This is a genomic window from Serratia sp. L9, from assembly GCF_050632285.1.
GTDB lineage: Bacteria > Pseudomonadota > Gammaproteobacteria > Enterobacterales > Enterobacteriaceae > Chania.
In genome coordinates this window covers 4,996,219-5,010,286 of record NZ_CP192591.1, presented here as the reverse complement: position 1 = coordinate 5,010,286, position 14,068 = coordinate 4,996,219, and the positions used below count along the sequence as shown (strand labels likewise).

Genomic DNA, 14,068 nt, shown 5'->3' with positions numbered 1-14,068 from the left:
TCCTATCAACTACGGGAAATGGCGTTGATCGTCATTTCCCGGCCATAAAACCATCATCCCGGTGTCATAAAGTTATCCGTTAATAGGTGCCCATAAGATCAGCCACTGAAATCAGAGAAATCATATGGCTCAGGCACTGTTAAAACTGGCTCAAACCGACTATCCGCGGCAGCAACCGCTTCTTTCACACAAGGTGTTATCGGTCAAAGGATTGGGGAAGGCCTACAAAGTTCAGCAACGCGTACTTGACGACATCAGTTTTGATCTGCATGCCGGTGAATTTGTGGCAGTGGTTGGCCGCTCCGGTGCGGGTAAATCTACTCTGTTGCATACGCTCAATGGGACTATTCCTTCCACCTGTGGCGAGATGCTGCATTTTGATGCCGACGGCATCGCGCAGGATATTGCGCAGCTTTCCACCCGTCAGATGCGCCAGTGGCGTGCCCGTTGTGGCATGATCTTCCAGGATTTTTGCCTGGTGCCCCGGTTGGATGTGATCACCAACGTATTGCTTGGCCGCCTCAGCCATACCTCAACGCTGAAATCCTTCTTTAAAGTATTTGATGATGCCGACCGTGCGCGGGCCATCGAACTGTTGCAATGGCTGAATATGCTACCGCATGCGTTGCAGCGTGCTGAAAACCTTTCCGGCGGCCAGATGCAACGCGTGGCTATCTGCCGCGCCCTGATGCAAAACCCACAAATTCTGCTGGCCGATGAGCCGGTAGCTTCCCTCGATCCGAAAAATACCCGCCGCATTATGGATGCGTTGCAGAAAGTCAGTGAAAACGACATCGCGGTGATGGTGAACCTGCACTCGGTAGAACTGGTGAAAGAATATTGCACACGGGTGATTGGCATTGCCGAAGGGAAAATCATTTTTGACGGCCCCCTTCACAGCTTAACGAAGGTATTTTGCAGCAGTTGTATGGCGAAGAAGCCAACCAGATCCACTAATTACCCAATGTTCTCTTCACTTTTATCTCTACACACAGGGCATGCGCAATGAAAAAAGTATTACCTCTGACCACCATGATGGCCGGCGTAATGATGGTATTTAATGCGGGGGCAGCGGACGCACCCAAAGAATTAAACCTGGGGATCCTGGGGGCAGAACGCCACCCAGCAGATTGGCGATAACCAGTGCGTTAAGGATTTCCTGGATAAAGAACTGAACGTTGACACCAAACTGCGTAACTCTTCCGACTATTCTGGGGTGATCCAGGGCCTGCTTGGCGGCAAGATCGATCTGGTGCTGAGCATGTCCCCTTCGTCATTCGCTTCGGTGTATATCAAGGATCCTAAGGCGGTCGATCTGGTGGGGATCGCGGTTGACGATACGGATCAGTCTCGAGGTTATCACTCGGTGGTGGTGGTTAAGGCGAACAGCCCTTACCAGAAGCTGGAAGATCTGAAAGGCAAATCCTTCGGCTTTGCGGACCCGGATTCCACATCGGGTTTCCTGGTGCCAAACCAGGTGTTCAAACAGCAGTTTGGTGGCACAGCGGATAACAAATACAACAATTTCTTCTCCAGCATCACCTTCTCCGGTGGCCACGAGCAGGACGTGCTCGGCGTATTGAATGGCCAGTTTGAAGGGGCGGTGACCTGGGCTTCGATGATTGGGGATTACAACACCGGCTATACCAGCGGCGCTTTCAACCGCATGATCCGTATGGACCATCCGGACTTGATGAAGCAAATCCGCATCATCTGGCAGTCGCCGCTGATCCCCAACGGCCCAATCCTGGTGAGCAACTCCCTGCCTGCCGAATTCAAGGCCAAGGTGGTAGCGGCTATCAAGAAGCTGGATACCGACAACCATCAGTGCTTTATCAAGGCGATGGGCGGCAAGCAGCACATTGGTGACGTTTCTCTGGCCGAATATCAGACCATTATTGATATGAAGCGCGAACTGACCAAAGGCGACCGTTAAGCCTGGCGATGTGTTTCCCTGTACTTTAGCCCTCTCCCGCAGGAGAGGGCAGCGATCGGGCGCGTTGATGAATCGGCATCGATCGCTGAAGTACCTCCCCTCTCCCTTTGGGAGCGGGGCGGGGTGAGGGGGCAAATTATCGCTGCCACAACATTTGGACGCTATTTTGAATACAGATTTTGCCTATTACTACCAACAGATCCGCAGCAGACAAAAGCGCGAAACCCTGCTTTGGTCGCTCGGGCTGGTGGTGATCTATCTTGGCGCAGGCAATATTGCCGAGTTCAACCTGCACACCGTGTGGGTCTCCATTCCGCATTTTTTTGACTATCTGGCAGAAACCATCCCAGTGCTGCACTGGCGGGCGCTGTTTGCCGATGGCCGCACCGAAGGCTCCTTTGCCTACTGGGGTTACCGTCTGCATATTCAATTGCCGCTGATTTGGGAAACCCTGCAACTGGCGCTGGCAGCCACCATTCTTTCCGTGCTGGTGGCCGGGGGCTGGCATTTCTGGCGGCCAACAACACCCATAGCCCAGCCACGCTTCGTTTTGCCATCCGGACGCTGGTCGCTTTCCTGCGCACCATGCCGGAGCTGGCCTGGGCGGTGATGTTTGTGATGGCGTTCGGCATTGGCGCCATCCCCGGATTTATGGCATTGGCGCTGCACACCATCGGCAGCCTTACCAAGCTGTTCTATGAATCCATCGAAACCGCCTCCAGCAAACCGGTACGTGGGTTGGCCGCCTGTGGCGCCACACCATTGCAGCGTATGCGCTTCGGCTTGTGGCCTCAGGTCAAACCGATTTTTCTGTCCTACAGCTTTATGCGGCTGGAAATCAATTTCCGCCAGTCGACGATCCTGGGGCTGGTAGGCGCCGGCGGCATTGGCCAGGAACTGATGACCAATATCAAACTCGATCGTTACGATCAGGTCAGCATGACGCTGTTGCTGATTATCGTGGTGGTATCGCTGTTGGATTATGCCTCCGGGAAATTACGCCAACGTGTTGTAGAGGAGAAAACCTGATGTCAGTTCAACCGATCGTTAGCGCTAATCTGCGACAGCTGAAACAGCAGCACCCGGAAATCTTCGCGCGGCAGGGGCGTTATCTGCGAACGCTTGGCATTATCGCCGCAGCGATCGTGCTGTATTACGTGTTCTTCTTCCTGTTCTTTGGCATCTCCTGGCCGCAGTTTGCCAATGGCTGCCAGCAGCTTGGCCGTTACTTTTTGCGCATGTTCGTCTGGCACAATTTTGCCGACTGGCCATTTATGTATTACTTCCAGCAGATCTTTATCACCCTGGCCATTGTGTTTGCCGGGACCATCACGGCAACGCTACTTGCCTTACCCTTGTCTTTTTTGCTGCGCGCAACGTAATGTCATCCCGATTGCTACGGCCCGTTGCCACTCTGGTACGTCGTCTGCTGGATATTCTGCGCGGCATCGATATGGCTATCTGGGGGCTGATCTTTGTGCGGGCGGTGGGCATGGGGCCGCTGGCCGGGGTGTTGGCGATCGTGATGCAGGATATTGGCCTGCTTGGCAAGCTCTATGCAGAAGGCCACGAAGCGGTGGAGAAATCCCCGGGCCGGGGGCTGACGGCGGTGGGTGCCAACGGTTTGCAAAAGCATCGTTACGGTATTTTCACCCAATCATTCCCCACTTTCCTGGCGTTGAGCCTGTATCAGATTGAGTCCAATACCCGTTCGGCGGCGGTGCTCGGGTTTGTAGGGGCAGGGGGATTGGTCTGGTCTATGCCGAAAACATGCGCCTGTGGAACTGGGATGTGGTGATGTTTATCACCCTGATCCTGGTGGCGGTAGTGATGCTGATGGACAAGATCTCTTCCGTGCTGCGAAACAAATATATCGTCGGTGAAGATATTCCGCTGTATCAGCAAAAGCACTGATCTTCACGGGGCAACCAGGGTTGGCCCGTGGAAATCCGATTGAGAAACCCCCGCCGGATCCCTATACTGCCGCACATGCACGTTGTGTGGCCGTAACCTCGTCGTACCACACGCCTCTCCTGATTGATAAGCTAAAGGCAATTCCATGATTAACAATGATGTGCTGCGCAGTGTGCGCTACATACTGGGTATTAATGACGCGAAGATGGTTGAGATCGTCAAGCTTGACGGTTTTGATGTCGATGTCGCCGCCATGGGAACCTACCTGATCAAAGAAGGTGAGCCGGGTTTTGAAAAGTGCCCCGACGAAGTGATGGCGCATTTCCTCAATGGCCTGGTGTTCTTTAAACGGGGCAAGGACGATAAATTCCCGGCCCCGGCGGTGGAACTGCCTATCACCAATAACCTGGTGCTGAAAAAACTGCGTGTGGCCTTTGAACTGAAAGATATCGATCTGCACCAGATTTTCACCGCGGTGGAATTTAATATTTCCAAGCCTGAGCTGAGCGCCCTGTTCCGCAAAGAAGGCACCAAAAACTACCGCCCATGTGGCGATCAGATGCTGCGTTACTTCCTGAAAGGGCTGGCACAACGCATTCGCGGCGTATAATTTCTGCGCCTGCGGCAGCAAGCGTCCTCATTGTGAGGGCGCTTTTTTTGCTTATTGAGGGCGATGATTAAAGCGCCTGCCCACTTCCCTTGCCGCAAACCTGATGGCTATTCCTGGGCAATGGGTTGATGGCCACTCAGGGCACCCCATTCGCTCCAGGCACCGTCATACAGCTTCACCTGTTTGGCATCCAGTGATTGCAGACCCAGCGCCAGCACGGCTGCGGTCACGCCGGAACCACAACTGACGATGATCGGCGCATGGATATCGACCCCTTTATCACTGAAGGTTTTTTCCAGAGCCGCCAGCGATTTGAAGCGCCCATTCTCCAGCAGGTCGCCATAGGGAATATTGATGCTGCCGGGAATATGGCCACGATGCAGGCCGGGACGCGGTTCCGGCGCTTGAGCATAAAAGCGGGGAGCGGCGCGAGCATCCAGGATCTGCTGCTGGTTATGCATTGCCTGCTCCACCTGCTGCATATCCACCACCGCCTCGGCATTAAACTGCGCCTGGAAGGACGCTGGTGTTGGCTGGGCCGGACCACTTTCTAATGCGTTACCGCGAGAGAGCCAGCCTTGCAACCCTTCGTCCAGCACGTAGACGTTTTGCGCACCGAAATTGCGGAATGTCCACCAGCCCCGTGGGGCAGAGAACTGATTGCCTTCGTCGTAGAAAACGAGGGTCTGTTTTTCATTAATGCCGAGTTTGCCCACCGCGGCGCTGAAATCTTCTGCCGTGGGCAGCATATGCGGCAAGGCGGTATTTTTGTCTGCGACATCGTCGATATCGAAATACACCGCGCCCGGAATATGGCCGAGTTCAAATTCTGCCAGCATGTCTTTCTTTGGCATTATGCCTACCGGCGACATACGCACGTCGACGATCGCCAGATCTTTATCGTTGATATGTTGTTCAAGCCACTGCGCAGTGACTAAAAAGGGAGAGTTCATCGTTATTGTTCGCCTGTCTTCAAACAAAGAGGGTTTTTACTATACCCTATGAATTTCAAGTTGGCTGCTCAAGCGCATTCCTGGCCAGCATAGCGAGTCACCCGGCTCTCTCATCCCTTGGCACTGACATTAAGCCAGTGACTGGGGCCAGACAGCGCAGGTAACCAGGCGACAGATATGGCCTATTGTCAGGCGGTAACAGGAAAGGTAAAAAGCGGATGGTGATGGCTGACGAAGACTTTGATGGGGCGAAAATCGCCTTGCTGTGTGATGGCAAACTGCTGGTCTACCTGCGTGACGAAAAAGCCGATATCCCCTGGCCCGGCTGCTGGGATTTGCCGGGCGGTGGGCGTGAGGGGAACGAAACCCCGATGGAATGCGTGCAGCGGGAAACGCTGGAAGAGTTTGGCATCCAACTGCAACAACAGCAGATCCTGTGGTGCCGCCGTTATACCGGGCTCAAACCAGGCTCTCCGCCCACCTGGTTTATGGTCGGGGAGATCAACCGGGGGCAGATTGCCGCCGTTCGCTTTGGGGATGAAGGCCAGCGTTGGCAAATGATGGCTGCGGAAGAGTTTATCCAGCATCCGCAGGGAATTGCCCATTTGCGCCAGCGGCTGGCGGAGGCGCTAACGCTTTTCCGCTGCTTTAACCCGCTCGATTAACGCTTCAACCTGATGTTCGCAAAACACTTCAATGCCATGCTGGCGTAATAACTCGGCGGTTACACCGCTGCCGGGCTGCGTTTGGCCGCTGAATGAACCGTCGTAAATTGTCTGGCTGCCACAGGAAGGGCTGCGATCGCTAAGCAAGGCAAAGCGGCAATCATGTAAGCGGGCGGTTTTTAGCGCCAACTGTGCGCCAAGCAGGTATTGAGCGGTAATGTCACTGCCTGTGGCATCGATCACTCTCGCCTTAAGAGCAATCACGTCAGCCCCTTTGGCGCCTGCGGCAATCTCCGCCGGTGGGCGTGGCGTGGAGAACCCGGCAGCCAGCTCCGGGCAGCAAACGACCAGCCGGTGCTCTTCTTGCCACTGTTGCAGGGTGGAATTGACCAGGGCTTTATTGGTGGCGTTATAACGTACGCTGAAACCGGCCAGGCAGGCGCTGATCAGAATTTTTGATGGCATAGGGAAGTGCCTCAATTGAGGGGGCGGAAGTGCGGCATAACGGCCCGCACGCGCGGCTTTATAATAGCAGCGGGCCTTTGCTCAACGCCAGTTATTTGCCTGATGCCAGTTCAGGCTTTTATGAACGCTGTCACGAATATGAATACCTGGCTTGTTATTGAAATTTAAATTTCATATAAACTAATAACGGATTTTAAATTCCATTTAACATGATGGCGAGACGAGGGGACAGGAGAAAACCATGAAACAGGTTCGCGTTGGATTGATTGGTACCGGCTATATTGGCCGGTGCCACGCTATTGCCTATGCACAGGTCAGCACGGTGTTTGCGCTGAAAGGGGAGTTGGTGCTGGAGATGTTGGCGGAGGTCACACCGGAGCTGGCGGCGTTACGGGCCGAGGAGTTCGGTTTCTCGCGTTCAACGGGCGATTGGCGCGCACTGGTGGCAGATCCTGCGATTGACGTAGTGGATATCTGTGCCCCGAACTTCCTGCATAAAGAGATGGCATTGGCAGCCATTGCACATGGCAAGCATGTGTATTGCGAAAAACCGCTGGCGCTTAATGCGCAAGACGCCGCAGAAATGCTGCAGGCTGCCCGGGCCAAAGGGGTGAAAACTTTGGTAGGGTTCAACTATATGAAAAACCCGACCAGCCAGCTGGCGCGGGAGATCATTGGCAGCGGTGAGATTGGCGAAGTGGTGCATTTCTACGGCACCCACAATGAAGATTACCTGGCAGACCCCCGCACACCCATCGACTGGCATTGCCGTAAAGCGACCGCAGGGCTGGGGGCATTGGGTGACTTGGCGGCGCATATCGTCAATATGGCTCATTATCTGGTCGGCGATATTGTGGCGGTATCGGGGGATATGCAGACCCTGATCAAACAGCGGCCTGATGCCAAAAACCCGGCCAGGCTGTGTGAGGTAGAAAACGACGATCAGGCCAGTGCGTTGGTGCGTTTTGCCAACGGAGCCATGGGCACGATAGAGACCTCACGCATCGCCTGTGGGCGCAAGATGGGCCTGACTTATGTGGTAACAGGCACCAAGGGCACGCTGAGTTTTACCCAGGAACGTATGGCGGAACTGAAACTGTATCGCCATGACGAACCGGCAGAGCGCCAGGGTTTTAAAACCATTATGGTGGGGCCAAAACACCCGGATTACTCCGCCTTCTGCATCAGTGCCGGGCATGGCATCGGTTTTAACGATCAGAAAACGGTCGAGATCCGCGATCTGATCAATGGCATCGCGGCTGGGGATCGTATGTGGCCTGATTTTGAAGAAGGCTGGAAGGTTTCCTGCGTGCTGGATGCGATCGCCGCTTCTGCCGGGCAGCGCCGCTGGCTGGATATCAACCCTGATTGAAGATCGCCAGAGCCTGGCTTCCCTCTCCCCGTGGAGAGGGGTAAGGTGCATGGCGATCGGCATCAAGCCAATCTGCCGGTTTTTAACTTTGCTTTGCCACTTTTGTTATTTTGAGCGCCGATCCGATCCGCTGATACTGAGAAAAATAGCCGACAGCGAACCGGAAAATGCCCTCAAATAAACCTCATAGCCACTATCTGCACAGCGAACAACGTGCCTGGATCCAACGGCTTAACCGGCAGTGGCTGTGGCGGCTGGAATTGCCTACCTGGGGCATTATGCTACTGGTTTATGGCAGTTGGTTTGCCGTGGTGCTCTGCTGGCAACAGCTTGGTCCCTGGCTTGGAACCCCGTTGCTGACGCTGGCCACGACCTGGTATCTCTCGCTGCAACATGAGCTGATTCATGGTCATCCAACCCGCTGGCCGCGCCTCAATCAACTGTTTGGCCTGCTGCCCCTGGCGGTGTGGTATCCCTACGGGCTGTATCGCGACAGCCATCTTCAGCATCACTACAATGACTCTCTGACGTTACCCGGCGAGGATCCGGAAAGTTACTACTTTAGCCGGGTACAGTGGCAACGTCTGCCCGTTCTGCTGCCGTTGCTGGCCAGGGTACGTAACACTCTGCTCGGGCGGATCGCTTTCGGCCCGGTGCTGGATATCCTCACCACGCTGGCTGAGGCGCTGAAAGCGATTTTGGCGGGGGATCTGCGAACGCTGGCGATGTGGTTGGTGCATGGCGCGCTGTTGGCCACGCTGCTTGCCTGGCTCCAGACCCAGGGAATTGCCGCCGGATTTTATCTGCTGGCGGTGAGCTATCCGGCATTGGGTTTAACCAAGGTTCGATCGTTCTACGAACATCGTGCAGTGGAAGCCCCGCAGGCACGTTCTATTATTAATGAGGCATCCTGGCCATGGCGGCTGCTGTTTCTCAATCTGAACTATCATTTAGTGCACCATGATTTACCCGGTTTGCCGTGGTATGGTTTGAAAAAGGTCTATCTGGCCGAGCGGGAGGCTTACCGCCAGCGCAGCCAGGGGTTTGTGGTGCAGGGCTATGGTAACTGGTTTGTTGCGTATGCCGTTACGCCGATAGCCGTTGAGGTACACCCTTTTGAACCTGCTGAGGCCGGGGCGCATGACCCGCAAGTGGCAGACAGCGTGCGATGGAGCCGCACTGTCCAGGCATTTCCAATCGATCCGGCGAAATAGCCGGAAAGCATAATCCAAGAGGAACCAGCATGGCGATTACCCCATTACGTGGACGTTTTTTGGCATTGGCACTGACCATTATGGCGGCAGCGAGCGGTATGGCGCAGGCGGCTGATACGGTGCGCGTGGGTTCCAAAATTGATACGGAAGGCTCTTTGCTCGGCAACATTATCGTGCAGGTGCTGGAAGCCAACGGCATCAAGACCACCAATAAGCTGCAATTAGGCACCACCAAGGTGCTGCGTGGGGCGATAGCTTCCGGCGAAATTGATATCTATCCGGAATACACCGGCAACGGGGCCTTTTTCTTCTCTGACGAAAAAGATCCCGCGTGGAAAAACGCCCAGGCCGGGTTTGAGAAGGTGAAAAAGCTCGACTATGACCAGAACAAGATTGTCTGGTTGGATGCCGCTCCGGCCAATAATACCTGGACCATCGCCATTCGTCAGGACGTTGCCGAAGCCAATCATCTGAAAACCCTGGCGGACCTGGCCAAATGGATCAATGGCGGCGGCAAATTCAAACTGGCCGCATCGGCAGAATTCATCGAACGCCCAGATGCATTGCCGGCCTTCCAAAGCGCTTATGGCTTCAAGCTTAATCAGGATCAGTTGCTGTCACTGGCAGGGGGGATACTGCGGTAACCATCAAGGCTGCTGCCGAACAGACTTCGGGTGTCAACGCGGCGATGGCTTATGGCACCGACGGCCCGGTAGCCGCGTTGGGGCTGCTGACGCTGGCAGATCCGCAAGGCGTGCAGCCGATTTATGCTCCGGCCCCGATTATCCGCGAGGCGACCTTGCAGCAACACGCCAATATTGCCCAGTTGCTCAAGCCGGTCTTTGCCACGCTGGATGGGCCAACGTTGCAGAAGCTGAACGCGCAGATTGCCGTAGAAGGGCAGGATGCCAAGCAGGTGGCGGCCAACTATCTGAAACAGAAAGGGTTGGTTAAATAACCTGTATTAAGCTGGGATTGAAGTTTCCCCCTTACCCCAATCTTCTCCCAGAGGAAGAGGGCGCTGATACGGAGTGGTAACTGGGGGAGGGGCCAATGGGTGGCAGGCCCGGTCTGCTCTCCCGGCAGGGAGGGGGAACTGATACGACATTGCCGTCGGGGACCGGGGCTAATTTATGGCACATTCAGTCCCCCCTCGTTTTGGGAGGGGGTTAGGGTGAGGGGCACCACCTGACGCAGGGCTATGCATCATTTTGCAAAGCTGCGCTTAACTGATGGGTATTAAGTCCAGGGAGTGATTTTGATTATTGTCTTAAAAAACCGCGTATTGCTGACACTGCTTATTTTACTGCTGCTGGCGGCCTTTAGCCTGCCGTTTCTCAGTTATGCCCCCAACCGCCTACTGTCCGGCAAGAGTATCTCTCTGATATCGCTATTACATGGCCCGGCATGGTGGCTGCTGCTGCCGTTGTTGTTACTGGCCGTTCTCAGCCTGCTGGCCCCCACGCGTAATCGGGCGTTGCTGACAGCCTGTGTTGCCACGGCGTTATTGGCCCTGATCTTTTGGCTGAGCGGCCATGCCGCGCAGCAGTTGGCCCAGCAAGGTTCGCCTCTGGCCCGAACTTCGTGGGGCAGCGGTTGCTGGTTGATGGTGGCATTGAGCGGATTGATTGCCGCAGATGCCATGACGCGCATCGCTGCTTCGCATCTGTGGCGTATTGTGGGCAACACCCTGGTGATGATACCAGCGGCGCTGCTGCTGTTTAACCATCAGTTGGATCACCTCTCTTTGCTGAAGGAATATCACAACCGGCAGGATGTGTTTGACGCCGCGTTGCTGCAACACCTGACCATTCTGCTGGCTACCATGTTCCCGGCACTGCTGATCGGCTTGCCGCTCGGGGTGTTGTGCTTTCGTTCAGCCCGCTGGCAGGTGCCTATCTTCTCTACGCTGAATATTATCCAGACCGTGCCTTCAATTGCGCTGTTTGGCCTGTTGATCGCCCCTCTGGCCGGGCTGGTGGCGGCGCTGCCATGGCTGGCCAATCTGGGCATTAGCGGTATCGGGATGGCGCCTGCCATTGTGGCGCTGGTGCTTTATGCCCTGTTGCCGCTGGTGCGCAGTGTGGTTGCCGGTTTACAAAGTGTGCCGGCCAGCGTGATTGAATCCGCTAGCGGTATGGGGATGACGCGTGGGCAGATTTTCTTTCGCGTGCAGTTACCGCTGGCATTACCGCTGTTCCTGACCGGGGTACGCATCCTGGCGGTTCAAACCGTGGGGATGGCGGTGGTCGCCGCGCTGATCGGTGCCGGGGGTTTTGGCGCCATTGTATTTCAGGGGTTGCTCAGCAGCGCGCTGGATCTGGTGCTGCTTGGGGTGATCCCGGTGATCGCCATGGCAGTAGTGGTTGATTCGTTGTTTAAATTTATTATTTCAATGTTGGAAGTGACACGCCGATGATTAACTTTAACCGGGTAAGCAAGATTTTTCAGGGTAAACCGGCGGTGGATAATCTCACGCTGAACATTGCCGAGGGGGAGTTTACCGTGCTGATCGGCACTTCCGGCTCTGGGAAATCCACCACCTTGAAGATGATCAACCGGCTGATCGAACATGATGAAGGCAAGATCACCTTTGCCGGTGAAGAGATCCATAAATTCAACGCGCAGGATCTGCGCCGCCGGATGGGCTATGCGATCCAGTCGATCGGCCTGTTCCCGCACTGGACGGTGGAGGAGAACATTGCCACGGTGCCGAAACTGCTGAAGTGGCCCCGAGTGCGTATCCGCGATCGGGTTACCGAGCTGATGGAACTGCTGAGTCTGGAGCCTGAACTGTTCCGTAGCCGTTATCCGCACCAGCTTTCTGGTGGGCAACAGCAGCGGGTTGGCGTGGCCAGGGCGTTGGCTGCCGATCCGGAAGTGCTGTTGATGGATGAGCCTTTTGGTGCGCTGGATCCGGTGACCCGGGCAACGTTGCAGGCCGAGATTGCCCGTATCCATCAGCTTTCCGGCCGCACCATTGTGCTGGTGACGCACGATATTGATGAGGCGCTGAGCTTGGCGAACCGGATTGTGTTGCTCGATCAAGGGCAGGTGGTGCAACAGGGTACGCCGTTGGCACTGCTTACCCATCCGGCCAATGATTTTGTGCGTGATTTCTTTGGCCGCAGCGATCGCGGCATCAAGCTGCTGGCGCTGGGTACGGTTGCGGAACGCATGCGGCCAGGGGAGGCTGAAGGTGAACCGATCCTGGCGGCCATGACCCTGCGCGATGCGCTCTCGGTATTTGTAGCCCGGGGCAGTGAACGCCTGCCGGTAGTCGGTGAACAGGGGCAAGCGCTCGGCGTGTTGCATTTCAGTGATTTAATCGCGCAGAAGGCCCTGACATGACGATGCACTCATCCCCCCAAAGCCTGCGCTGGCGGCGCTGGCTCTTCGATCCGCTGCCGTGGGTTTTTGCCCTGTTGCTGGCGTTGGTATTGGGTATGAACCATCTGCACGGCCTGTTTGCCGCCTGGTTCCCGCAGTTGGCAAGGCCCATCTATCAGCAGGACAGTTTTTTGTCGCTGGTGGAGGCGCACTTGCTATTGGTGGCGGTATCGAGCCTGATTGCGGTAATGATTGGCGTATCTGCCGGGATTGCGGTAACGCGCGGGGTAGGGCGGGAATTCCGTTCACTGGTGGAAACCGTGGTTGCCGTCGGGCAGACCTTCCCGCCGGTCGCGGTGCTGGCGGTGGCGGTGCCGGTTATGGGGTTCAGCGAACAGCCAGCGATTATCGCGTTGGTGCTTTATGGTTTATTACCGATCCTGCAAGGCACGCTGACCGGGATCGAATCAGTGCCGGAGGCAACGCGAGAAGTGGCGCAAGGTGTTGGCATGAGTCGCTGGCAGATCCTGTGGCATGTCGAACTGCCATTGGCCGCTCCGGTGATTGTAGCGGGGATCCGCACTTCGGTGATCATCAACATTGGTACGGCGGCGATCGCCTCAACTGTCGGCACCAAAACGCTGGGCTCGCCTATCATTATTGGGCTGAGCGGCTTCAATACGGCTTATGTGATCCAGGGGGCGGTGGTGGTGGCGTTGTTGGCTATCATTACCGATATGCTGTTCGAACGCTGGGTGCGCTACCTTACCGCCTGGCGCCAGCAGCGGCTTACGGTCTCATCTTCTGCGGGGTGAATCTGATGGCAAGCGTTTCTTTACCGATGTATGGCGTTAGCCATCAACAAGTCGAGCCATTCTGGCAGGCGTTGCGTGGCAGATTATTGCAGCTTGGCATAACCGACGTTCCTCAGGCACTGAGCTGGCCGCAGGATTTACTGCGGCACTGGCAAGACCCAGACCTGCTGCTTAGCCAGACCTGCGGTTACCCTTTGGTGACCTCGTTGCCACAGGTCCAACTGGTGGGCACCTATCATTACCGCGTAGAAGGTTGCAGCGGTGCCAATTACAGCAGTTGGCTGGTGGTGCGTGAAGAAGAACCGGGAGAGCGGCTGGAAGATTTCCGTGAGCGGGTGGTGGCGTACAACAGCCAGGATTCGCAATCGGGCTATAACAGCCTGCGCGCCTTGATCGCCCCACTGGCACAGCAGGGGCGGTTTTTCCGCCAGGCTATTGCCTCGGGTGCGCATTATCACTCTTTGGCGATGATCCGCAGTGGGCAGGCGGATATTGCAGCTATTGATTGCATCAGTTTTGCCCTGCTGAAGCGGGCACAGCCCCAGGCTGTCTCTGGCTTGAAAATTATTGGCCGCACGGCTGCGGTGCCTGGGTTGCCACTGATTACCTCGGCAGAAACCTCACCACAACGGTTGGCTATCCTGCGCGCTGCTGCCAGTGCGATGGTCAATGACGCCACCAGCGAAAGCCTGCTGATCGGCGATTTCAGCCTGGTGCCGCGCTCGGCCTACCAGGTGATCAGCGAACTGGAACAGCAGGCGGCCAAGGCCGGTGTCACGGCGTTGTAAAGCGGG

General features: G+C 55.9%; 11 protein-coding genes and 5 pseudogenes. 14 read left to right on the top strand and 2 right to left on the bottom strand.

What is annotated here, in order from left to right:
* Positions 1-124 precede the first annotated feature (124 nt).
* The 5 genes and pseudogenes from phnC to ACQ86O_RS23785 all read left to right on the top strand — a co-directional run bounded on the left by phnC (position 125) and on the right by ACQ86O_RS23785 (position 4,460).
* Positions 125-957: pseudogene (gene phnC, locus ACQ86O_RS23805) on the top strand (phosphonate ABC transporter ATP-binding protein).
* 48 nt (positions 958-1,005) lie between these two features.
* Positions 1,006-1,936, top strand: a pseudogene (gene phnD / locus ACQ86O_RS23800) (phosphonate ABC transporter substrate-binding protein).
* A 166-nt stretch (positions 1,937-2,102) separates the two neighbouring features.
* Positions 2,103-2,965 (top strand): annotated as a pseudogene (phnE, locus tag ACQ86O_RS23795) (phosphonate ABC transporter, permease protein PhnE).
* Positions 2,965-3,850 (top strand): annotated as a pseudogene (gene phnE, locus ACQ86O_RS23790) (phosphonate ABC transporter, permease protein PhnE). Before phnE (ACQ86O_RS23795) ends, phnE (ACQ86O_RS23790) begins: the two co-directional pseudogenes overlap by 1 nt.
* Positions 3,851-3,995: 145 nt before the next feature.
* Positions 3,996-4,460 carry a DUF1456 family protein gene (locus tag ACQ86O_RS23785; protein ID WP_431223132.1) on the top strand — a complete coding sequence of 155 codons (465 nt, stop codon included), beginning with the start codon at positions 3,996-3,998 and terminating at the stop codon, positions 4,458-4,460.
* A gap of 107 nt (positions 4,461-4,567) precedes the next feature.
* Here ACQ86O_RS23785 and sseA read toward each other — a convergent pair whose 3' ends face one another.
* Positions 4,568-5,413, bottom strand: a complete 846-nt coding sequence (sseA, locus tag ACQ86O_RS23780; RefSeq protein WP_431223131.1) for a 3-mercaptopyruvate sulfurtransferase — start codon at positions 5,411-5,413, stop codon at positions 4,568-4,570.
* Positions 5,414-5,637: 224 nt separating this feature from the next.
* On the opposite strand from sseA, the gene ACQ86O_RS23775 reads away from it, so the two are divergent.
* Positions 5,638-6,078, top strand: a complete 441-nt coding sequence (locus ACQ86O_RS23775) for an NUDIX hydrolase (protein WP_431223130.1) — start codon at positions 5,638-5,640, stop codon at positions 6,076-6,078.
* Here the strand turns inward: ACQ86O_RS23775 and ACQ86O_RS23770 are convergent.
* Positions 6,043-6,543, bottom strand: a complete 501-nt coding sequence (locus tag ACQ86O_RS23770) for a DUF523 domain-containing protein (protein ID WP_431223129.1) — start codon at positions 6,541-6,543, stop codon at positions 6,043-6,045. The genes ACQ86O_RS23775 and ACQ86O_RS23770 overlap by 36 nt on opposite strands.
* Before the next feature lie 241 nt (positions 6,544-6,784).
* On the opposite strand from ACQ86O_RS23770, the gene ACQ86O_RS23765 reads away from it, so the two are divergent.
* The 8 genes and pseudogenes from ACQ86O_RS23765 to ACQ86O_RS23730 all read left to right on the top strand — a co-directional run bounded on the left by ACQ86O_RS23765 (position 6,785) and on the right by ACQ86O_RS23730 (position 14,062).
* Positions 6,785-7,915 carry a Gfo/Idh/MocA family protein gene (locus tag ACQ86O_RS23765; protein ID WP_431223128.1) on the top strand — a complete coding sequence of 377 codons (1,131 nt, stop codon included), beginning with the start codon at positions 6,785-6,787 and terminating at the stop codon, positions 7,913-7,915.
* Between the two features lie 49 nt (positions 7,916-7,964).
* Positions 7,965-8,096, top strand: a complete 132-nt coding sequence (locus ACQ86O_RS23760; protein WP_431223127.1) for a hypothetical protein — start codon at positions 7,965-7,967, stop codon at positions 8,094-8,096.
* A complete protein-coding gene (locus ACQ86O_RS23755) occupies positions 8,083-9,129 on the top strand; it encodes a fatty acid desaturase (RefSeq protein ID WP_431223126.1) in 1,047 nt (348 codons plus the stop codon). The genes ACQ86O_RS23760 and ACQ86O_RS23755 overlap by 14 nt, the downstream gene beginning before the upstream one ends.
* A 29-nt stretch (positions 9,130-9,158) precedes the next feature.
* Positions 9,159-10,087 (top strand): annotated as a pseudogene (osmF, locus tag ACQ86O_RS23750) (glycine betaine ABC transporter substrate-binding protein OsmF).
* Positions 10,088-10,387: 300 nt separating this feature from the next.
* Positions 10,388-11,548, top strand: a complete 1,161-nt coding sequence (locus ACQ86O_RS23745; protein ID WP_431223125.1) for an ABC transporter permease — start codon at positions 10,388-10,390, stop codon at positions 11,546-11,548.
* Positions 11,545-12,480: an ABC transporter ATP-binding protein gene (locus tag ACQ86O_RS23740; RefSeq protein ID WP_431223124.1), complete on the top strand. Its 936-nt coding sequence runs from the start codon at positions 11,545-11,547 to the stop codon at positions 12,478-12,480. The genes ACQ86O_RS23745 and ACQ86O_RS23740 overlap by 4 nt, the downstream gene beginning before the upstream one ends.
* Before the next feature lie 2 nt (positions 12,481-12,482).
* Positions 12,483-13,274, top strand: a complete 792-nt coding sequence (locus ACQ86O_RS23735) for an ABC transporter permease (protein ID WP_431225817.1) — start codon at positions 12,483-12,485, stop codon at positions 13,272-13,274.
* Between the two features lie 5 nt (positions 13,275-13,279).
* Positions 13,280-14,062, top strand: coding sequence for a phosphate/phosphite/phosphonate ABC transporter substrate-binding protein (locus ACQ86O_RS23730; RefSeq protein ID WP_431223123.1), 783 nt, complete (start codon positions 13,280-13,282; stop codon positions 14,060-14,062).
* The last annotated feature ends 6 nt before the right edge of the window (positions 14,063-14,068 follow it).

Bases quoted from the DNA above. Each gene is read 5' to 3' on its own strand.
- ACQ86O_RS23785 (WP_431223132.1), top strand. From the start codon at position 3,996: ATGATTAACAATGATGTGCTGCGCAGTGTGCGCTACATACTGGGTATT.
- sseA (WP_431223131.1), bottom strand. From the start codon at position 5,413: ATGAACTCTCCCTTTTTAGTCACTGCGCAGTGGCTTGAACAACATATC.
- ACQ86O_RS23775 (WP_431223130.1), top strand. From the start codon at position 5,638: ATGGCTGACGAAGACTTTGATGGGGCGAAAATCGCCTTGCTGTGTGAT.
- ACQ86O_RS23770 (WP_431223129.1), bottom strand. From the start codon at position 6,543: ATGCCATCAAAAATTCTGATCAGCGCCTGCCTGGCCGGTTTCAGCGTA.
- ACQ86O_RS23765 (WP_431223128.1), top strand. From the start codon at position 6,785: ATGAAACAGGTTCGCGTTGGATTGATTGGTACCGGCTATATTGGCCGG.
- ACQ86O_RS23760 (WP_431223127.1), top strand. From the start codon at position 7,965: ATGGCGATCGGCATCAAGCCAATCTGCCGGTTTTTAACTTTGCTTTGC.
- ACQ86O_RS23755 (WP_431223126.1), top strand. From the start codon at position 8,083: ATGCCCTCAAATAAACCTCATAGCCACTATCTGCACAGCGAACAACGT.
- ACQ86O_RS23740 (WP_431223124.1), top strand. From the start codon at position 11,545: ATGATTAACTTTAACCGGGTAAGCAAGATTTTTCAGGGTAAACCGGCG.
- ACQ86O_RS23735 (WP_431225817.1), top strand. From the start codon at position 12,483: ATGCACTCATCCCCCCAAAGCCTGCGCTGGCGGCGCTGGCTCTTCGAT.
- ACQ86O_RS23730 (WP_431223123.1), top strand. From the start codon at position 13,280: ATGGCAAGCGTTTCTTTACCGATGTATGGCGTTAGCCATCAACAAGTC.